This is a genomic window from Rhodococcus sp. SB1D, assembly GCF_048573875.1.
Taxonomy (GTDB): Bacteria; Actinomycetota; Actinomycetes; order Mycobacteriales; family Mycobacteriaceae; genus Rhodococcus_F; species Rhodococcus_F qingshengii.
The window spans coordinates 265,785-285,610 of sequence record NZ_JBMAIQ010000003.1 but is presented as its reverse complement, the minus strand read 5'-3'; the positions used below and the strand labels follow the sequence as shown (position 1 = coordinate 285,610).

Sequence of the window (19,826 nt, the reverse complement as noted above, 5' to 3'; positions counted from 1 at the left end):
TCTATGACCACGGCCGCAACAGGCTGCTGCCGCTGCTCCGAATCGGTGCAGCGGCAACAGCGTCGAGAAGAATTCGATCAGGAACCGAAGAGACCGCCCAGTGAACCGAGGCTGCCCGAACCGCCGTTCCCGCCGTCGTCAGGCGCAGCAGAAACCTTGACGACGGATTCGTCCGACGCGGACTGTGTGAATCCACTTCGCCCGGCGTATGCCGCCTTGATCCGATGATCGCCCGTCGATGCGAAAGTGTGCGTCAGTCGCGCCACTCCATCGACTCCGACGACAACGGGCTGTCCGATGGGTTGGTCGCCGTCGTAGAACTGAACCGAGCCCCCGCCGGGGTTGGGGGTGACAGTCGCGGACAGTTCTGCCGCGACATTCTGCTTGGTCGTCGCGGGAGCTGCCAGTGAGGTCGAGGTGGTGACATCGGACGGTGCGGGATCAGACACGGTGACCGTTTGAGCGGATGCCATCGACGGCATGAATCCTGTTGCGCCGGAGTAGTAGGCCGAGACGGCATGAGATCCAGCCGAGGTGAAGGCATGTTCCAGAGTGGCTTTGCCGTCAGCGCCCACCGGGATCGGAGCGCCGATATCTGCAGCGCCGTCCTTGAACTGGAGAGTGCCACCGGCGGGTGTCGGCGTGACCTGCGCCCTCAGCGACACCGATATGCCCGTCTTCGCATCGGTAGGAACGTTCACGGCAGTGTCGGTCTGCTTGACGACAGGTGCGGCAGTCACCGTGACCATTGCCTCGGTCGAGTTGGAACTCTGGAATCCGTTGACGCCCTGGAACGTTGCGGAGACCCGCGCGGTTCCGGCGGTGAAGAAGGTATGCGGTAGCCGGGCAGTGCCGTCGGCACCGGGCGTGACCGGTGTACCGACGTCGGCGCCGTCCACCCTGAACTGCACGTTTCCGTTGACCGGAGCCGGATCCACCTTTGCGACAAGCTCGGTCGGTGTGCTGGCTTGGATCGAGCCGGGCATCTGGATCGTGGTGGTTGTCGGTTGGCTGACGTAGATGGTGGTCAGGGCCTGCCCACCGGCGTTAAGGCCGGAGTTCCTGTTGTCCCGCGGGGAGCAGTTGTAGCGCTCCCAGTAGTTGACTGTGAAGACATCCTTTTCGCGCTGGACGAATGTGAGCGCATTTCGGTCGTCGTCGTAGTTGGCGGAACCGGGATCGGAAACCCTCAGCGAAGGCTTGATCTCGGTACCGGCCGCACCAGCTTTGACCGTGACGTCGACTGCGGGGAGTCGGAACTTGGTGTTGGCACCGACGATGATGCCGTCACTCGATCGAACTGCGGAGGACGGACCGTTTCCGGTGGTCCGATTCGATCCGGAGATACGCAGGTGCGTACCGGATGCCGATGGATTACCGCCGTCGTCGATCCGTGTGACTGTCGGAGTGGCACTGTCGGATCCGAGGCCGTACGCACTGTCCGCCACAAGCTGGGAACTCACGAATTCGACGCCGGACGGGATGTCGAAGTCGTACTTGATCCGGGCCCAATGCACGACTCCACGGCTGGCATGGCCGCCGCTGTTTGTCTTCATCTCGTTCGGCTGCACGCGGTAGGTGACGGTCTCACCTGGTGCCGCGGTGGTCGGCGCGGTGATGGTGACTCCCGAGCCGAGTGTCTCGTTGAACGTGATCGGGCTTGCCACACCGTCCATCTCGCGCACATGGCATGCAGTTGTGAAGGCCACGCTCTTGGTCTCGGGGGCAGCAGAGGCGATCCCGCCGCCGACGATGGAGAACAAGCCGCCGGCCAGTACCGAGACGGTTGCAATCGCAGAGCCGCGTAGGAGTTTCGAGTTCGTCGTCGAATCCTGGTTTCTGTTCACAGTTTTCACGACCCGAATCCGGGGGTACCAAGGCTGCCGAGGCTACCGGTGCCAGGCTCGGGCTCGGACGGTTCGACGACGTTGATCGTCACGGCGCCCGACATCGACTCCATGAAACCGGCCGATCCCGTGTAGTACGCCGTGATGTTGTGGTCGCCCGCTGTTGTCATCGTGCGGTTGGCCTTCGCGACGCCGTTGACGACGGCCACCGGAGCGCCGAGGTCGACCCCTCCGTCACGGAACTGCACTGTTCCTCCCGACGGCCACGGAGTGACCGTTGCCGTCAGTTCCACGGAGTCACCGACGACGGCCTTACCGGGTGCGTCGATTCGCGTCTGTGTCTGAGCGAGGCTGGAGTCGACGTTGATCACGGCGAGCGGCCGGCCGCCGGCGTTCAATCCGGCCGAACGATTGTCGCGTGGTGAGCAATTGGTGGTCAGCCAGTATTTGACGCCGCCGAGCAGGGTCTCCTGCTGCAGGAAGGTCAGGTAGTTGGCGGCACTGTCGTAGGAACCCGAGTTGGAGTCGGACACGCGCAGCATGGGCTTGATCTGGGTGCCGACAGCCCCTGACGTGACGGTGACGTCGACTGCCGGGAGCTGGAACGTCTTTCCTCCACCGACCTCGATTCCGCCGCCGCCGTTGTCGTCGGTGTTGGGTCCGTTGCCCGCCGTGATGTTGTTGCCGGAGATACGAAGATGCGTCCCATTCGGATCGGGTGAACCGGCATCGTTCACCCGCGTGATCGTCGGGGCGACCCCACCCAGATTCGAGCTGGTGCCGGCCACGATCTGCGCCCCCACGTAGGAGGTGCCTGCGGGGATGTCGAAATCGAACTTGAGACGCGTCCAGTTCACGACGGACCTGAGGTCGTAACCGTCCTTGGGGACCGTCATCGGCTTGGGCGCGAGGCGGTATGTGAAGGTGGAGTTCGGCGGGACCACGGCCGGCGCACTGATCGTGACGCCGGAATCACGCGTCTCGTTGTGCGTGATCGGTCCGGGGAACTGCCACCCGTGGCACGATGCCGTGAACGGAAGGTCCACATCAGCGGCGGACGAGACTCCGGTTCCGCCGATCACGAGGGCAACGCATCCGGTCAACGACGCGGCCACCCCCACTCCTCGGCGCATCAACGTCGACACCATTCACATTCTCCTTGAGTAGCGCTCGACAAGATCGAGCTCTCGGCTTGAAGCCGGGTCCGGGAACCGGCCTCGAGCTGACAGAGAATCGAATACGTCTCGTCGTTTGCTCACCACCAGCTCAAACCCTGGAGAGGAGTAGAACACAGAGCGAGCCGCAGAATATGCGATTCGGACAAATTGTTGGACAAACGTCCAACCGGTGAAATTTCTCCACTTCTCCGACCGCTCTGCACTGCTTTAACGTGGCGTGAAGTGGGCCCGGTAAACGGTCAGGCGATCGCGCGGCGCATCAGGTCTGCCGTCTCCTTGTTGAATGCGACCAGTGTGACCGTCTCGACCTCGGTCTTCGCCGCGCGAATCGCTGAAACGGCCTGTCGGACGGCATCTTCCTTCGGCCAGCCGTAGACCCCTGCCGAGATCAACGGAAAGGCGACGGTACGGGCGCCGATCGAGTCGGCCACGGCGAGGCTGCGGGTGTACGCCGACCGAAGCAGACCGGAACGGTCCTCGGAGCGCGAATACCTCGGGCCGACGGTGTGAATCACGGCCTTGGCGTGCAGCTTTCCGGCGGTGGTGGCTACGGCCGCACCCACCGGCAGGCCGTCGGGAAGGCTGGTGTTGCGCAATATCTCGCAAGCCTTCAGGATCTCCGGTCCCCCGGCACGGTGGATCGCGCCGTCGACACCGCCGCCGCCGAGGAGCCTGGAGTTGGCCGCATTGACGATGGCGTCGACGGTCAGCGTCGTGATGTCACCTTCGACGACTGTAATAGCGGGCATGGATCCTCCTGTGTATCCGACGGCTGTGTGTCCGACGGACGCGTTTCCGACTGCCGTGTTCCAGAGTTCACGCTTCGGGCGAGCCCACGGCATAGCCGAGCGTACGTCGTAGGGATCACGTCCGATCAACATCGAGTATCGCGCTGCAACCGACGGCGTGCGACTGTGCGCCTGAACGCAATGGAGGAGTACGCGCTTTCCCTCGGCCCGCAACGCCTGGACGGTGCGCGCTGCGTCGTCGAGAACGAACTCGAGGTTGGCGTTGGAATCGTGACCGTCGTCGACCAACCAGAACTCGACGTGATCAGGGGCGACCTGTCGTGTTCCCATGCGGCACAGGCTGACCACGGCGTCGTAGTCTGCAGTGGACACCGCATCGACGCCGCCGAGCATGACGCCGTCGTCGTGCGGGTGCGTCGTCAGGTGGTGGGTTCCGCGAAACCTCGAGTAGTCGAGTTCTGCCGTCGACGGCCATCCGTTCTTGTCGTCGGTACCGCCGCGAGCGGTCTTTATTGCCAGGCGAATCAGATCGGAGGAACGGTATCCCGGCCAGCCATGCATGATTCGGCGCCAACGGGCGGGAACCGCCGACGCTCCCCAGCGGGCGCCGAGGAGGCCACCCGCGATGGCCGCCGTCGTGTCGGTGTCCCCGCCGGCTCTTGCTGCTGCTTCCAATGCGTACTGGAGGTGGCGAGCATCGCCATTGTCCGTGGAAGTGATTGCCCACCAAGCAGTTTGAAGTGCATGCACCACCCAACCGTTCTTGGAGAAGTCCTGCGGGTTCCCGGTTTCGGCCTGATCGAGCAGCGGGCCCCAGTATTCGGCGACGTCCTGATCGGCAACGGAGAGGAAGCCGCGAACACCGTCGAAGTTGCCGGCGACAACGGCATGGCGGATGGCATGGGTCCACAACTCGCACGCCTGTCCGGCACGCGGGTCGTCGTGCGTGAGTGAACTGATCCGGTGCGCTGCCGACCTGGCACCTTCTGCATCGTCCAAGTAGGAGAGGGCGACGGGAGCAGTCCGCATGAGCGAGCCGTTGCCGGCCTTGCGGCCGCTGATCGCCCGCGCACGATCCGCCATCGCCGCTGCGCTTTCGGAGCGGACGGACAACACTGCTCGCGTCTGGTTGCCGATGTCCGCGGGCTTCGAGTCGTACCACCGGATGAACTGTGCTGCAATGGCATCGAGACCGTCAGCGCTTCCGATGTCGATTCCGGTAGCGGCCACCTCGGCGATCGCAACTGCCATCGAGGTGTCGTCGGTCCATTCTCCCGGCGCCCAGTCGAACGGGCCGCCACCGATCATGTCGATCGTGACCTCGGCCTTCGGGTAGGTGAATTCGTAGCCGGCGCCGAGTGCGTCTCCTGCTGCGGTGCCGAGCAGAACGCCGGCCGCTCGATCGGACTGCTGTGCGGTGAGTTTCATAGCCACCTCTTCGGTTCGCGATGATCGTTTGATCAACTTTGCGCTAACAATAGATCATGTTTGAGATAACATGCAAGGGTGAATAAATGGACAGACACGAGCGGCAAGGGATTGACGGACTATCCGCGTCCGTCTGTGGCAGTGGACGTCGCGGTGCTGACGTACAGCGGTGGATCTCTGAAAGTTCTGGTGGTTCGGCACCGTCTCGGTGCGCTGGCGCTACCGGGAACATTTCTGCACGAACGCGAATTGCTCACGGCCGCAGCCGATCGTGCCCTTTCGGTCAAGGCAGAGTTGGCCCAGACGAGCTTCCACCAGTTGGCGATCTTCGACCGACCGGACCGCGACGACCGTGGATGGGTTTTGTCGGTCGCACACACGGCTTGCCTACCGGAATCGGCACTGCCCGATTCGGCGCTTCTCGTCGATGTGTACGACGACGAGGCAGTGAGCGGACTCGCATTCGATCACGCCGACATGGTGCGACTCGCGGTCACGGACCTACGTACGAGGTATGCGTCGTACGTGGATCCGGACGGATTGTCGGGCGGGACGTTCACCGTCGCCGAACTTCGGGGACTCTACGAGGTGATCTTCGATCGTCCGTTCCAGAAGGACAGCTTCCGCCGGCAGGTGTTCGACGCGCTCGAAAGTACCGGCGAGATGAGCAGACCAGGTAACGGCCGACCCGCCGAGACGTACCGGAGGCGGGGTGACGGCGCACTGACTGCGCAGGCAATGGCATTTTTGACCGGATGAAGTGAAACGAATTCTTGCAGTTCTGCTGACCTGACGCGCTGAGCTGGGTAATGTCCGATTGATGGGTGCAGTTTCGAATGAAGCCGAGTCCAAGATTCCGACTGTCGTGTGGGGTACCGGCAACGTCGGGCGTGCATCGATTCGCGCTGTGACAGCCAATCCGGCCCTCGAACTTGTCGGCGTCATCGTTGCGAACCCCGAGAAGGTCGGGCGAGACGCCGGTGACCTCGCCGATCTGGGAGTGCACCTGGGCGTCGCGGCTACCGACGACGCCGATGTCGTGCTCGCAGCGTCTCCCGGCGCGGTGGTCTACGCGGCGTCCGGCGACATTCGGCCCGACGACGCGGTTGCCGACATCACGCGGGCACTGGCCGCCGGAGCTGTGGTGGTCACGCCGTCCGTATATGCGCTGTACGACCCGAAATCTGCGCCTCCCGAACTTCGTGATCCCGTCGAAGCTGCTGCCAAGGCGGGCGGCGGCGCTCTGTTCGTCTCCGGTATCGACCCAGGCTGGGGCAACGACATCCTGCCGATTCTCGTCAGCGGGCTCGCGGGGACAATCGACCAGATCCGGTGTCAGGAAATCTTCGACTACACGACCTACGAACAGCCGGATTCTGTCCGCTACCTGATCGGGATGGGTCAGCCGATGGACTACGAACCTCCCATGGTCGCGCCGACCGTACCCACCATGGTCTGGGGCGGGCAGATTCGGCTCATCGCGCGGGCACTCGGGGTGGAACTCGACGAGATCCGCGAGACCTTGCTGCGCCGCCCGCTCGAGGAAACCGTGTCGACCGAACATATGGGGGAGTTCGCGGTCGGCACCCAAGGCGCACTGCGATTCGAGGTTCAGGGAATCGTCGGCGGGGAACCCCTGATCGTGATCGAACACGTCACGCGTATTCATCCGTCCTGTGCCCGCGACTGGCCGCTCCCGCCCGACGGCGGCGACGGCGCGCACAAGGTGATCGTCGAAGGACGACCACGAATCGAGATCAACGTCGAAGCCACCGATGAAGGTGGAAACCGCGCGGCCGGTGGAAATGCCACGGCCGTAGGACGTCTCGTCAACGCAATTCCCTGGCTACGTCAGGCTGAACCCGGTCTTTACGACGCGCTGGACGTTCCGCTCACACCCGGCGTCGGCAAGCTCGGTGCCCGAAACTCGGAGGTACTCACATGAATATCGACATACCCGAAGGCAAGAATCCGATCGGCTACGTGTGGGGAGAGATGGTCCCCGGCATCGGACCCGCGGCCGCCGGGTTCTCCCAAAAGGTCTACACGGACGGCACTCTCGGACTCCGCGAGTTCGAGGCGGCCAGGCTTCGGATCGCTCAGATCAACGGGTGCATCTTCTGTCAGGACTGGCGCACCGAGCGTGACGGCGAGACTGTGGAGTCGACGTTCGATCAGTCTGTCACCGACTGGCGCACCACCGATGCCTTCGACGACAGGACGCGCCTCGCTGCCGAATACGCCGAGAGATACGCCCTCGACCACCACGGGCTCGACGACGAGTTCTGGGAACGTATGACCGCTCACTACTCCCAGCGAGAAATCGTCGAGTTGAGCATGTGCCTCGGATCGTGGTTGGCCTTCGGCCGGCTCAACCACGTCCTCGGCCTCGATACTCAATGTGTGTTGCCCGGCAACTGAACTAGTTGCCCAGCGTCGTCAGATCCGGGTAGTTCGAGACCTCCCAGCCGCCGTCGACGACCAGACTGGTTCCGGTGATGTACGAGGCGTCGTCACTGGCGAGATAGAGGCAGGGGCCCGCGATCTCGTCGGGAGTTGCCGCTCGGGACATGGGGATTCGGCTGAGAAACATGTCGCGGGCGGGTTCGTAGTTCATGACCGGCGCGACCAGTGGCGTGTCGACCAGGCCGGGCAGAACTGCGTTGACCCGGATTCCCGACGCAGCCAGTTCGATCGCGGCATTCTTGCTGAACATCTCGACTCCGGCTTTGCCTGTCGCGTATGCACTCCCGTAGGGGCTCGGCACGTGCGCGTTCAATGAGGACACGTTGACTATCGCACCACCGCGACCGTGCTCTCGGATGTGCCGCGCTTCATGTTTGGTGCAGAGGAAGACGCCCTTCTGAACCAGGTCGATCGTGAAATCCCAGTCGGCCTCCTCGAGGTCGACGATCTGCCCCACCCTCGACGCACCGGCAACGTTGAAAGCCAGATCGATACCGCCGAATTCCGCCGCCGCCGCGGCAAGGGCCTCGGCAACATCGGATTCCTTGGTGACGTCAGTGGGAACGGCGAGGAAGGCCCCGCCGTGCTGGGAGGCTATCTCTTTCAAACCCTCTGCAGCGATGTCGATTCCAGCTACCTGTGCGCCTTCGTCGATAAGCCTTAGTGCGATGGCTGCACCGATACCTGATGCTGCTCCAGTGACGACTGCTGTTTTCCCGGCAAATCTGGACGTGTTAATGGGCACCTGCTTTCAAGAACCTTCCGGTTCGGCGGTTGCCGAGAACGGGTGCTGCTTCTCCGTCGCCGAAGACGTACTCGCCGCCGACGAACACTGCGGTGACGGTCTGGTCGTTGCGATTGACCATGCGGGAGAGGTTGTCGTACTCCACAACCGGGCTTTCCGCATAAGTGTCGAGCGAATCGTCGAGATGAGCGGGATCGATCACAACCAGGTCGGCGCGATCACCTAATCGAAGGTGCCCGGCATCGACGTCGTACCACTCGGCGAGTTCACCGGTGAGACGATGCACCGCTGCCTCGACGGTCATGAACGGACGGCCGACCTTTTGGGCATCGTAGACACGTCGTAGTAGGCGTAAGCCGAAGTTGTAGAACGCCATGTTGCGCAAATGCGCTCCGGCGTCGGAGAACCCGAGTTGGACGCCATTGTCCTGGGCGAACTTGTCCAGAACCTCCGGCCGGTGGTTCGAGATGGTTGTGCGCCAACGCACTTTCGTGCCGTGTTCGAGGACCAGATCCAGGAATGCATCGACAGGGTGGAGGCCGCCACGTTCGACGCCGACCTGCCCGAAGCTCTTGCCGACCAGGGATTCGTCGGGGCAGGACACGATCTCGGCGTCGAAGAAATCGCGATGCCAAACTTTGACACCGAACTTCTGGTCGTAGTCCTTGCGGAATTGTCGACGGTAATCCTCGCTCTGCATGAGGACGTTGCGTTCCATCTCGTCGGTCAGATGCAGTGCTGCAGCGCCAGATCCGAACTCCTCGAAGACAACCAGGTCGATGCCGTCGGCATATACCTCGAAGGGAACTGGCAGGTGCTGCCAGCGCAGGTCGCCGCCGAGTCGATTGACCAAGTGTGCCAGTGGGCCGAGTATCACCACGGCCAACTTGTTGGACTTGATGTCGGCCGCCGAAAGCATGCTCGTCTTGAGTCGCTTACGCCAGATACCCGCGCTGGAGAACGCCATCGCTCCGGTACTCATCGGGTTGGAGAGGTCAGGTCCGGCCTGAAATACCCGTCCCCGACGGCGCAGGATCGCATTGAGTCGGCGTCGTTCTTTCGTGGTTGCATACGTCGACGGCAGCGTGCGTGAGCGGCAGGTCTCGCCGTCGAGTTTGTCGAACAACAATTGCTGACTGGACATCCCGACGAATCCTGCGTCGAGAGCTTCGGTCAACTGTGCTTCCATCGACGCGAGTTCGGCGTCTGTGGGATGGACGTCCTTCCTGGTAGCACGATCCAGTCCCATCTCGGCGGCCCGCATATCGGAGTGTCCGATGAAGGCTGCAACGTTGGGACCTAGCGGAAGCGCCTCTAGTGCAGCAACATACTCGCTCGCAGAGTTCCAGGTCTTGGCACGGTTGAGTGCGTCGACGACGTGCTTACGCGGAATTGCCTCTACTCTGCCGAAGAGATCACCCGCGTCGGAGGGGCTGGCGTGAATGGTGGACAGGGAACACGATCCGACAAAGATCGACGTGACCCCGTGTCTGAGCGATTCGCTCAGTGCCGGGCCTTCGAGGATCTCGACGTCGTAGTGGGTGTGGATGTCCACGATGCCCGGGATCACCCACTTGCGTCTCGCTTCGATGACACGGGGACAGTCGGTTTCGTCGAGTGGATCGAGGGAGATGGCAGTAACCAACCCATCGCGGATACCCAGATTGCGGACAGCTGGTTTGGCCCCGGTGCCGTCGAACCACAGACCGTTGTTGATCACGGCGTCGTAGGTCATGAGAGAACCACCTTTGCACGTATCGTTTTTCCGGTTGCATTGCGGGGCAGAGGAGTTGTGCTCAGTTTCCACTTCACCGGCACCTTGAAGTAAGCCAGTCGTTCGGCGACATAGTCGCGTAGTTCTTCTTCGCCGGCGGCTCCCTCACTCCGCAAAACGACGACGGCTGCAACTTCTTGGCCGAGGTCTGCCGAATCAATGCCGATCACAGCGCATTCGAGTACGGCGGGATGCTCGTCGATGGTCTGCTCGATTTCGAGAGGGTAGACGTTCTCGCCGCCGCGCAGGATCAGGTCGGATCGGCGACCCGTCAGGCGGAGTCGGCCGTCCTCGAATACTCCGAAGTCGCCGGTTCGGAGCCATCGATCAGGACCGATAGCGGCTGCAGTCGCGGTCTCGTCGTTCCAGTACCCCAACATCACATAGGCGCTGCGCGCACAGATCTCACCTTCCTCGCCGTCGGGGACTGCAACACCGAAGGGGTCGCGCACCTCCACGCTCACCCCGATGATCGGCCGGCCGAGAGTTCCGGGGAACGCGGCAAGTTCCGGTGGTGTGGCAACTGAAATGCCGGTGGAGGATTCGGTGAGCCCGTAGCTGTCGACCAAGGTGTGCTGCGCAAAAGGCAGTCGTGCGCGCAGTCGGTCCTGCAAGGCCGGAGATGACGGCGCAGACGCGAGCGCAAAGGCGCTCAGTGAGGTCAGGTCGTACTTCTCGAGACTGCCGTACTCGAGGAGACGGGTTGCCATGGTGGGGACCACCGCCCAGTTTGTGACCTTCTCGCGTTCGACGAGGGAAAGGACTTCGTCGACGTCGAAGGCGCCCTGATGGATGACCACCGCTCCGCCCGTCGCGAGTCGTGGGATCGCCAGGTTATGCAGGCTTGCAATGTGAAACAGCGGCGCGGTCAGCAGATACCGCAAGTCACTCGGTCGGCCGTCGCTGGGTTTGCCGGTGAACGCCGCAGCGAGGCGATCGCTGTAGCGGTGGTAGTCGATGACGGCCAACACGTTTCGGTGACTGTGAACAGCCCCCTTGGGGCGGCCACTGGTTCCGCTCGTGTACAGGATGACGGCCGGATCGTCCTCGTTGACGGAAGTACGGGGCAGTGTCGATCCCGAATACTTCTCCATCAAGGTAGGTAGATCTTCTTCCATCGTGAGTACGGGAACATCGGTGTTCAGTTCGGAAAGAATCTGCGCGCGTTTGGCGTCGGCGATCACCACTGTGGGGGTGGTGTGATCGATGCCGTACGCCACCTCGCGGGCCACCCACCACGAGTTGAATCCGACGGCGATGGCACCGAGGGACTGAGCCGCCCAGAAGGTCATCACCCATTCCGGCGTATTGGCAGCAAGTATGCCGACCCGATCACCCTTGCGGACGCCGTACCGCTCGCGGAGCGCCGTCGCCAATGCTGCTACGGCCTCGCCGTGCTCGAGGTAGCTGAAGCGTCGGTCCTTGGTCACCAGATAGTCGCGTGATCCGTAGTCGAAGGATGCAGCGAGCACGTCGCCGAGTGCCTTGTCACGGTTCTTCATGACGGGCATCGAACTGCCCAGTACATCCTCGACTTGCATCTCGAAAGGACCACCGGGGCCGGTCAGCCCGGCCATGACGGACGCGATGAATGCTTGTGTATCAGCGGAAGTAGTCACGTGAAGTGCCTTTCGAAGATTAGGGTACGAGCACTGCGCGTCCGGTGACCTTGCCGTGTTCGAGACGGTCGAGTGCGTCGCGGGCATCAGCGAGGTCGAAGCGGGCTACTTCTACCGTTACCAGACCGGCCTGTGCCAGGGCGATGGAATCGACGAGGTCGTTTCTGGTGCCGCCGTACGACTTCCGGATCGATGCGCCCCACGGCCAGCCTGGTCCGCCGGCAGCTTCGGCAGTGATTCCGGGGTTTCCGCCTCCGAGACCTACCATGCGATACGCGCCGTTCGGCGCAACCGCTTGAACGGACATCTGTGCAGTTGCGTCGATACCGACGAAGTCGAAGATGACTTCTGCGCCTCTGGCCGATGTGAGGTCGAGGATGTGCTGCGCGGTGTCCGGTCCCGATTCGAGCGTGATGTCGGCGCCGCAACGTTTGGCGAGATCGAGTTGATCCTGTCCGACATCGACGGCGATGATGCGCACGGCACTGATTGCGCGAAGTATCTGTACTGCAACGTGACCGAGTCCGCCGACGCCGATCACGACGGCGGTGGCACCGGGCTGGAGATGTTCGCGGGCACCGCGAATGGCGTGGTAGCTCGTCAGTGCCGCATCGGCGAGAGGTGCGGCCTGCACGAAGTCGAGGTCTCCGATGGGTACGAAGGAGCGAGCCGGGATCTTGACGTACTCGGCCATCCCGCCTTCGGGACCAAGCCCGGGGCAGGGCGGCATCGCAGTGCGTCCAGCGGCGAGGCACATGTTCTCGTTGCCGCTCATACATTCTCGGCACTGTCCACACGACCAACACAGGTAGACAACGCCGCGTTCCCCGGTGGAACGGCCGTCGACGCCACTCCCGACGGCTTCGATCGTTCCGGCAATTTCGTGGCCGATCGTCAGCGGTTCTTCGCGCATCTTGTACGGAAAGTGCAGGAGATGGAGATCGGAGTGGCAGATTCCAGCTGCGCCCACCCGAATCAGTAGTTCCGACGGGCCGATCTCCGGGACCGGCACGTCGTTGATTTCCAGGAGCCCGGGCCCCATGAGCTGGGCTGCCTTCATGAGCTGACCTCGCTGACCTCGGAGTTGTATGCGGCGCTCAGGTACGCGTTGCTGCGGTCGGATCCGATCAGGCCCGGTGCCATCTTGTTCATGACGTAGGCGAAGGTCATCCGTCGGTCCAGATCGTTGACCAGCATCGAGCCGCCGATACCTGCCCACCAGCAGGTGCGTCCGTCGGGAATCAGTGGCGCGGTAACCGGATGTGGCAGTCCGTAGCCGATGCCGAACTTGAGTGGTGTCATGATCCCGAGATCGATACCGTCGGCTTGGATCTCGAAGATCAGGTCGATGGTGCTCTGCGAGAGCAGCTTCCGGCCGTCGAGCACACCACCGTTCGAGATCAGGGATTGGACCCGAGCGATAGAACGTGCGTTGCCGTGGCCGTTGACTGCGCCGATCTCGGCTTCCCGCCAGGGTGCGGTGTTGACCTCGGGGTAGTCGAGCAGTGGGCAGGTCAGGGTCTTGATGAAGATGCTGTCCTGGTCGAGCGTGGACAGGTCGAACTCCAACGCGGGCGGCGGAACCATGGTGGCGATTCGACCGAAATGCTCTGCGGACGTGCCGATATGGAAGTCGGCTCCCAGTGGACCGGAAAGCTCTTCGGCAAAGAACCTGCCGAGAGTTCGCCCGTCGATGCGACGAATGACCTCACCGACGAGATGGCCGTAGTTGATCGCGTGATAGCCCGACGCCGTACCCGGGGTCCACCAAGGCTTCTGGGTAGCGAGGCGAGCGGTGGACGCCTCGAGGTCGTAGATGTCCGTCAGTTCGATCGGGCGCTCCCAACCGGAGACGCCAGACGTATGCGACAGGAGGTGGCGAACTTCGATGTCTTCCTTACCGTTTGCCGCAAATTCGGGCCAGTAGTGAGCAACTTTCTGGTACACGTCCAATTGGCCGCGTTCGACCAGCAGGAGCGCACACAGGGCCGTCATGGTCTTGGTGATGGAGAACGTGTTGACGATGGTGTCGCTGCCCCAAGGAGTGGTACGGGATTCGTCGGCGTACCCGCCCCAGAGATCGACCACGGATTCTCCGTCGACGGTGATGGCAACGGAGCCGCCGAGTTCTTCACCGGATTCGAGTTGAGCCTCGAAAGCCGCTCGGACGGCGTCGAACTCGTTGTCGCAGTGACCGTTCACCAGACTCATGCGCGATCCGCCTTCTCGAGTTCGTGTGCTGCTGCACGCGCGGCAACAGGTAGCTTGTTTCCGGAGGCCGCAGCACGCTTGGTGCCCTTGGCGATTTCCTTGTTCATGTTGCGGACGTAGGGATCGAACTCGAGCTGGATGGTGTGCCGCGGCGACTTGTAATAGGGGGCGAGGAAGTACGCCTCGTCGGCTTTGGTGATCTCCTGCATCTCGTTCGCAGACGGCAGTTGGTATTTGCCGGTCAGGTAGGCCGCGACGAGTTTGCTCTGCTGCTCGGCGAAGTTGACGAGTGTCGGCATGGGCTGCGCCAGTCCCATGAAGAAGAGGTTGTCGATGCCGGGCTTCATCATTCGTTTGAACAGTGGGAATCGGTTGTCTTTGTCCGGCAGCAGATTCGGATCGCTGAAGAAGGGGAAGCTGATGTTGTAGCCGGTGGCGCAGATGACCACGTCGACGTCCTCGGCGGTGCCGTCCGCGAAGTGAACCTGCTTTCCGTCGAGTTTGGTGATGGCAGGCTTGAAGGTTATGTCGCCTGACCCGGCGCGTCCGAGGAACTCGCCGCTGGCCGACGGGTGGGCCTCGAAGGGGCGGTGGTCCGGCTTCGGCAGACCGTAGCCTTCCATCGTTCCCAGATTCTTGCCGAGGAATCGACGACTCAGGAACAGTCGTAGACCACGCGGCATCCAGGGCGGGGTGATCAGTTTGTCGCCGGGTACACCGCCGAGATATTTCGGCAGTACCCAGACTCCACGGCGAGCCGACACGATGAGCTTGTCGGCGAGGTATCTCTGGCCCAGTTCGGAGGCAATATCCAAGCCGGAGTTGCCCATTCCGACCACGACTACCTTTTTGCCGCGCATGTCGACCGGGTCGAACGGGTCGTTGTAGCTGTGGCTGTGCATGAGGACCCCGTCGAACTCACCTGGGTAGTCCGGGATGTTGGGATCCCAATGATGTCCGTTGCAGACCATCAGGACGTCGTAGGTGCGAACTTCGCCGTCCGAGCGCGTGATGGTCCACAGCCCGTCTGTATCACGTTCTGCTGCAACAACACTGGTGTTGAAGATGATCGACTCACGCAGTCCGAAGTGCTCGACGTAGTCCTTGAAGTACTGGAAGAGTTCGGAGTGGTGCGGGAAGTCGGGAAGGTCAGCGGAGACCGGGAAGTCCTCGAATGCCAAGCGCCACTTCGACGTGTCGATATGCAGGCTCTGGTAGCAGGCCGACATCCCGTTGGGATTCTTGTAGTACCAGTTTCCGCCGACCTCGTCGGACGCTTCGTAGCAGTCGAAGGGTATTCCGAATTCCTTCATTCGCTTGGCCGTCGTGATTCCGGTAGGCCCGGCGCCGATGATGCACACGCTCGGCAAGGGGGAGGGGCTCATTCGCCATCGCTTTCTGTTCTGTCTCGGGCGTGCGAGAAGAAGAATCGAAGCCCGAGAAGTGACTTGAGTCATAGTGCGCCATTCGCTGACGTTGTGTCAATGAATGACGCAATGTTTTTTGGTGACGGCGAGTCGGTGATTTGCCAGGAGGTTGAAATGCGAGCAAGGTGGGCGACGTGAGCACGACTACCGATGGCCCGAAGAACAGGCGGGGAACACTTCGCGACGAGCAGAAACGCGCGACGCGGGCCAAACTCGTGGACGCCGCACGCACTCTGTTCGAGGAACGGGGATACGCGGCTGTCACGGTCGACGACATCGCCTCGGTCGTCGGATGCAGTCGAGCCACGTTCTACGTGCATTTCGCCAGCAAGGTGGAGATGCTCAAGACGATCGGCGCGGCCGGGATGGCGGCGAGTGCGTTCGCTTTCTACATCGATCTCGATCGGGTTCTCGACACGAACTCTCGCGTGGAATTCACGGCTTGGCTGGAGCGTGCCTTCGACTGGTTCGACGAGAACAAACGCCTGCTGCCGGCCTGGGACGAGGCCGTGGCACTCGAACCGGAGTTCCGCGAGACAGCGCGAGACGGTATGACCCAACTACCGAATGCCATGCCCAAGTACCTGGGCCGTTGGCCGGAGGAACAGCACGACGAGGCACGGTTGCGCGTCGAACTGCTCGTGAGTCAGTTGGAGCGATTCTTCACACGCTGGGCCGTGCAGGGGACAATCGATGTGACGCGGATTCAGGCCGCCGAAGTTCTGACCGACATCTGGTTCCCGGCTCTGTCTCCGCAATCGAAGGGCGTCGGCGAGCGGTAGAGGCTAGCTCGGATCGATCTCCACACTGATCGCGCCGGTGAGCAGTTCTCTGGCTCGTTCGATGGGGATCGAGCCGCTCAGCCAGCGCTCACTCAAACCCTCGACCAGGGCGGTGAGTCGCTCGGCGGCGTCGGCCGGGCTTGCCTTCGGGTCAGCGAGTCCGGCGTCCTGCGCTTGGCGGATCAAAGATTCGACGTCGTCTGCCCACTCTTGCGTCGTGGTGCGTAGCGGTTCGCGCAGTTCGTCGGCGAAGACTGCGCTTGCTCGGAGTTCACCCCAGGCGATGCTGTTCTCTCGAATCTTCGGGGCATTCTGAAACTCCAGCAGGAGCATCTGCTCGAGCTGCGCACGAGGGTCTGTCTCCGTGAAGGCACTTTCGGTGTACAGCGCGGCGCGATCGTTGATGTGATCGAGGGCCCGGCGCAGCACACCTGCGCGGTTTTGGAAGTGGTAGTAGATGAGTGCCGTCGACACTCCGGCCTCGGCAGCGAGCGTCTCCACCCTCAGCCCGCGTACGCCGTGTTGGGCAATGACGCGGACTGCTGCTTCCAAGATTTGCGTTTGGCGGTTCGACACGAGTCCGAATTCTACGAGGGTGGTCGGGACAGGTTTCTAGTCCGCGGGTTCCTGCTGGGTGGTGCAGTGAATGCCGCCACCACCCGCGGCGATGGCGTCGATGTTGATCTGCACGACACGGCGGTCGGGGAAGAGGCGCTCCAATTCACTTCTGGCGGCCTGGTCGGCCTCGGGGTCACCGAACTCGGGTGCGATGACCGCCCCATTGCATACGTAGAAGTTGATATATCCGGCTGCGAAATCGTCCGATTCGAAGTCGGGCCTGATCGCGACCGGCGCCTCGAGGACCACCACTTCCAGCTTCCGTCCCTGTGCGTCGGTCGCGTTCTGGAGAATCTCGAGGTGACGTGCGGTCACGTCGTGGTCGAACGACTCCGGGTCTGTGTCGAGGCCTGCGACCACGACACCTGGGCGTGCGAAACGGGCGTAGAAGTCCGTGTGGCCGTCCGTGATGTCCTTGCCGGCGATTCCCGGTAGCCAGATGATCTTGTCGAGACCGAGCAGGGGGCCGAGTTCGGCCTCGACGTCCGACTTCGACCATCCCGGGTTGCGGTTGTTGTTGAGTACACAGCTTTCGGTGATGATGGCTGTGCCTTCGCCGTCGACCTCGATGCCGCCGCCTTCGAGGATCAGGTCGGTAGGCAATGATTCGACTCCAGCACGGGCGGCAACGAAGGCTGCGACCTGGCCGTCCTGATCAAAATCCTGCTTCTCCCCCCAACCGTTGAAGTTGAAATCGATACCCGCTTTGGTCCCGTTGCCTTTCACGAATACAGGGCCGGTGTCGCGCATCCAGAGATCGTCGAGAGGCGCGGCGATCAGTTCGACCGATGGGCCGACGAGGGAGCGAGCCAAGTCCAGTTGCTCGGAACGAACAAGCATCGAGACGGGCTCGAACTGCGCGATGGTCTGCGCGATCGTCGCGAGGTTGCGCTGGACCTCGGCAGGAGGGCTGCTCCCCAGATCGCTTCGCTGGCACCGAACGCCATCCAGGTGCGCTTGTGCGGATCCCCCTCTTCCGGCATCACCCATTCGCGAAGATCGTTGCTGCCATCGCTCCCGCGCGAGGCTGAGTCGGAATCGCCGCAACCTGCCAAAAAGAGGCCACTGAGCGCAGCGGCGCCTGCCTGAATGAACCGACGTCTTTGCATTGCGGTGACTCCTTGTGCTGTGTGCGTGCGCGCCCGGTCCGCGTCCTGCTTGCATGGAGCGTAAACCTTGACTGAAAATTTAGTCAAGAAAGTAGTGCCAGTTCGAGACCGTTTCGGCGGGCGACACGACGGATCGAAGGACTCATCCGTCGGAAGGTCACGAGTCGATGAGTCCTTCGACCGTTCCCCGCCATCCGCGGCGCTGGTAGTCCCGGGGCGACATGCCGTGGGCACCGATGAAGACCTTGGTGAATCCGGACGCGTGCGCGTAGCCGAGTCGACGGGCGGTCTCTCCGGCCGAGAAGCCCTCCTCGAGATAAGCGCGGGCGAGGGTCATCCGCAACTGACCGCGCCAGCGCGGGAAGCTCTGGCCGGTGGCCGCTACGAAGCGTTTGTGGAGCAGGCCCTCGTCGACGCCGAGTCGAGCGCTCCACTCCGGCAGCGTGCGCGAATCGGTGGGGTCCGCGCGGAGTGCGGTAAGGATCGTTTCGACAGGGTCGGTTCGGCCGCCGGGTGTCCGCGTCGCCGCGCTGTTTCGGATCAGCCTCGAGATCCTCGCTGGGTCATGGATCTCGGGGCGCAGAAGGGTGTAATTCGCAACGACCGTGTGCAACAGATACGCCTCCGCTTCGCGCGCGAAGTGCAGCACTCGTGGCGGCGGTGCAGTGACGGGAGAGTCGCCAGGCTGGGATCCGAGCGGAAGTAGAAGCGAACCCTCCGCGATCTCGACGCTGTTGCGTACTCCCGCGGGAAGCCACATCGCGTCGCCCCGCCTCAGATTCCAGGTTCGGTCGCCGAAAGTGACCCGGGCGGAGCCTCGGTAGATCCAGACGATGACGTGAAAGTTGTTGACCCTGGCCCACGTTCCGCTTGCGGGAATCGTCGGCGGTATCGGCGCCGAGCCTGAGTGGGCGCCTTCCTCGGACAAGAGTGCGACGCTCTGTGCCAAGGTCTCGTTCTCATGGATCGGCGCTGAGCCTTGGTTTGCACGTGTGTAGTCACTGGGTGTCACACCGGTGTGTTCACGGAAGGCACGGGTGAATCCCGCGGGCGTCGCGAATCCGACCTGCCCACCCGTCCATCCGATTTCGCGGCCGGAGTTCAGGTATGCGATTGCTGCCGCGATCCGGGCCGAGGTGCGCCAACGCGCGAAAGGCAACCCCGTCTCCTCCGTGAATCGGCGCTGCAGGGTGCGGACGCCGATCTTGAGTTGCCGGGCGAACTGGGAAAGCTCCGTGTCGTCGGCTGGCGTCCGTAGAAGCGTGCGAGCGATCTCGAGGGTCTCGGCCGAGCGTGGCAAATTCGGTGGGGCGTACGACACCGAAGCGTCGGCGTCGTTGGAATGGGCCCCCGCGACAAGCTCGAGTAGTCCGGCCCCCACAGTCGCCCCACCGCGCAGAAATCCCAAGTTGTGCGCGAACTGGTGGACGAGCCAGTCCTGCCAGGCTGCCGGGATCTCGAAATCGATGATCCGGTTCAACGTGGGCGGCAGGTCGGCAGCGGGCATCGGAATGGGAAACGCGACCGCTCCCGGGTCGACTCGGATGCTGTAGGCGATTCCCGCGGGCACCCAGGTTGCCGCCCCAGCGGTCACGCTGCGGGTGCGGTCGCCGATCTGTAGTTCCGCGTGTCCGGTGTGTACCCAGAAGAGCAGTGGCTCACGTGCATTCGCGATCAAGGAGAGTCGGGACGCGGGGATCTCGGGGACTTCGCCCGCGGAGAACACCAACCGTGGTCCCACGTATGCCCTCCCGATTCAGATGCTTTCTCACGCAGCCACCGATGAGTGTAAGAAGTCGGCACGCACGGATAACCGTAACCGATTAGGGGAGGCTAGCTTTATTCAATGGCCCTTCCGCCGTGATCGAGCGTG

Annotated in this window: 15 protein-coding genes and 1 pseudogene; 4 read left to right on the top strand and 12 right to left on the bottom strand. The window is 62.6% G+C overall.

Annotated features, from left to right (window positions below; translation table 11 throughout):
- Positions 1–77 precede the first annotated feature (77 nt).
- From ACN50D_RS10085 to ACN50D_RS10075, 3 genes are all read right to left on the bottom strand, one after another.
- Positions 78–1,856 (bottom strand): Ig-like domain-containing protein, encoded by a 1,779-nt coding sequence (locus ACN50D_RS10085; protein WP_211921728.1) that lies wholly within the window; start codon positions 1,854–1,856, stop codon positions 78–80.
- Entirely contained in the window at positions 1,853–2,995 is a 1,143-nt protein-coding gene (locus ACN50D_RS10080; RefSeq protein ID WP_042451633.1) for an Ig-like domain-containing protein, read from the bottom strand. The genes ACN50D_RS10085 and ACN50D_RS10080 overlap by 4 nt, the downstream gene beginning before the upstream one ends.
- A gap of 269 nt (positions 2,996–3,264) precedes the next feature.
- Positions 3,265–5,202 (bottom strand): O-acetyl-ADP-ribose deacetylase, encoded by a 1,938-nt coding sequence (locus ACN50D_RS10075; RefSeq protein WP_211921726.1) that lies wholly within the window; start codon positions 5,200–5,202, stop codon positions 3,265–3,267.
- A gap of 78 nt (positions 5,203–5,280) precedes the next feature.
- Here ACN50D_RS10075 and ACN50D_RS10070 point away from each other — a divergent pair, with 78 nt between their 5' ends.
- From ACN50D_RS10070 to ACN50D_RS10060, 3 genes are all read left to right on the top strand, one after another.
- The gene (locus ACN50D_RS10070; protein ID WP_003943269.1) at positions 5,281–5,961 is read left to right on the top strand and encodes an NUDIX hydrolase; all 681 of its coding nucleotides are present in this window, start codon (positions 5,281–5,283) and stop codon (positions 5,959–5,961) included.
- Positions 5,962–6,022: 61 nt separating this feature from the next.
- Entirely contained in the window at positions 6,023–7,147 is a 1,125-nt protein-coding gene (locus ACN50D_RS10065) for a dihydrodipicolinate reductase (RefSeq protein WP_165638457.1), read from the top strand.
- The gene (locus ACN50D_RS10060) at positions 7,144–7,623 is read left to right on the top strand and encodes a carboxymuconolactone decarboxylase family protein (RefSeq protein WP_003943220.1); all 480 of its coding nucleotides are present in this window, start codon (positions 7,144–7,146) and stop codon (positions 7,621–7,623) included. The genes ACN50D_RS10065 and ACN50D_RS10060 overlap by 4 nt, the downstream gene beginning before the upstream one ends.
- A gap of 1 nt (position 7,624) precedes the next feature.
- Here the strand turns inward: ACN50D_RS10060 and ACN50D_RS10055 are convergent, their stop codons facing one another.
- The 6 genes from ACN50D_RS10055 to ACN50D_RS10030 are packed head-to-tail and all read right to left on the bottom strand — an operon-like array spanning position 7,625 to position 15,402.
- Positions 7,625–8,413 carry an SDR family NAD(P)-dependent oxidoreductase gene (locus ACN50D_RS10055; RefSeq protein WP_007730284.1) on the bottom strand — a complete coding sequence of 263 codons (789 nt, stop codon included), beginning with the start codon at positions 8,411–8,413 and terminating at the stop codon, positions 7,625–7,627.
- Complete coding sequence (locus tag ACN50D_RS10050) at positions 8,403–10,148, bottom strand: N-acyl-D-amino-acid deacylase family protein (RefSeq protein WP_211921724.1); 1,746 nt, start codon at positions 10,146–10,148, stop codon at positions 8,403–8,405. Before ACN50D_RS10050 ends, ACN50D_RS10055 begins: the two co-directional genes overlap by 11 nt.
- Positions 10,145–11,806, bottom strand: coding sequence for a class I adenylate-forming enzyme family protein (locus ACN50D_RS10045; RefSeq protein WP_007730286.1), 1,662 nt, complete (start codon positions 11,804–11,806; stop codon positions 10,145–10,147). The genes ACN50D_RS10050 and ACN50D_RS10045 overlap by 4 nt, the downstream gene beginning before the upstream one ends.
- 19 nt (positions 11,807–11,825) lie before the next feature.
- Complete coding sequence (locus tag ACN50D_RS10040) at positions 11,826–12,866, bottom strand: NAD(P)-dependent alcohol dehydrogenase (RefSeq protein ID WP_007730287.1); 1,041 nt, start codon at positions 12,864–12,866, stop codon at positions 11,826–11,828.
- A complete protein-coding gene (locus ACN50D_RS10035; protein ID WP_007730288.1) occupies positions 12,863–14,017 on the bottom strand; it encodes a serine hydrolase domain-containing protein in 1,155 nt (384 codons plus the stop codon). The genes ACN50D_RS10040 and ACN50D_RS10035 overlap by 4 nt, the downstream gene beginning before the upstream one ends.
- The gene (locus ACN50D_RS10030; RefSeq protein WP_007730290.1) at positions 14,014–15,402 is read right to left on the bottom strand and encodes a flavin-containing monooxygenase; all 1,389 of its coding nucleotides are present in this window, start codon (positions 15,400–15,402) and stop codon (positions 14,014–14,016) included. Before ACN50D_RS10030 ends, ACN50D_RS10035 begins: the two co-directional genes overlap by 4 nt.
- A gap of 167 nt (positions 15,403–15,569) precedes the next feature.
- Between ACN50D_RS10030 and ACN50D_RS10025 the strand changes: the two genes are divergently transcribed.
- Positions 15,570–16,226: a TetR/AcrR family transcriptional regulator gene (locus ACN50D_RS10025; RefSeq protein WP_007730292.1), complete on the top strand. Its 657-nt coding sequence runs from the start codon at positions 15,570–15,572 to the stop codon at positions 16,224–16,226.
- Between the two features lie 3 nt (positions 16,227–16,229).
- Here ACN50D_RS10025 and ACN50D_RS10020 read toward each other — a convergent pair whose 3' ends face one another.
- The 3 genes and pseudogenes from ACN50D_RS10020 to ACN50D_RS10010 form a co-directional block, all read right to left on the bottom strand.
- Entirely contained in the window at positions 16,230–16,802 is a 573-nt protein-coding gene (locus ACN50D_RS10020) for a TetR/AcrR family transcriptional regulator (RefSeq protein WP_007730294.1), read from the bottom strand.
- 36 nt (positions 16,803–16,838) lie between these two features.
- Positions 16,839–17,953 (bottom strand): annotated as a pseudogene (locus tag ACN50D_RS10015) (agmatine deiminase family protein).
- Between the two features lie 157 nt (positions 17,954–18,110).
- On the bottom strand, positions 18,111–19,694 hold the full coding sequence (locus tag ACN50D_RS10010) for a helix-turn-helix transcriptional regulator (RefSeq protein WP_007730296.1): 1,584 nt from the start codon (positions 19,692–19,694) through the stop codon (positions 18,111–18,113).
- Positions 19,695–19,826 lie beyond the last annotated feature (132 nt).

Coding starts and splice junctions, on each gene's coding strand:
- ACN50D_RS10075 (WP_211921726.1), bottom strand. CDS start 5,202: ATGAAACTCACCGCACAGCAGTCCGATCGAGCGGCCGGCGTTCTGCTC.
- ACN50D_RS10030 (WP_007730290.1), bottom strand. CDS start 15,402: ATGAGCCCCTCCCCCTTGCCGAGCGTGTGCATCATCGGCGCCGGGCCT.
- ACN50D_RS10035 (WP_007730288.1), bottom strand. CDS start 14,017: ATGAGTCTGGTGAACGGTCACTGCGACAACGAGTTCGACGCCGTCCGA.
- ACN50D_RS10040 (WP_007730287.1), bottom strand. CDS start 12,866: ATGAAGGCAGCCCAGCTCATGGGGCCCGGGCTCCTGGAAATCAACGAC.
- ACN50D_RS10080 (WP_042451633.1), bottom strand. CDS start 2,995: ATGGTGTCGACGTTGATGCGCCGAGGAGTGGGGGTGGCCGCGTCGTTG.
- ACN50D_RS10060 (WP_003943220.1), top strand. CDS start 7,144: ATGAATATCGACATACCCGAAGGCAAGAATCCGATCGGCTACGTGTGG.
- ACN50D_RS10065 (WP_165638457.1), top strand. CDS start 6,023: ATGGGTGCAGTTTCGAATGAAGCCGAGTCCAAGATTCCGACTGTCGTG.
- ACN50D_RS10050 (WP_211921724.1), bottom strand. CDS start 10,148: ATGACCTACGACGCCGTGATCAACAACGGTCTGTGGTTCGACGGCACC.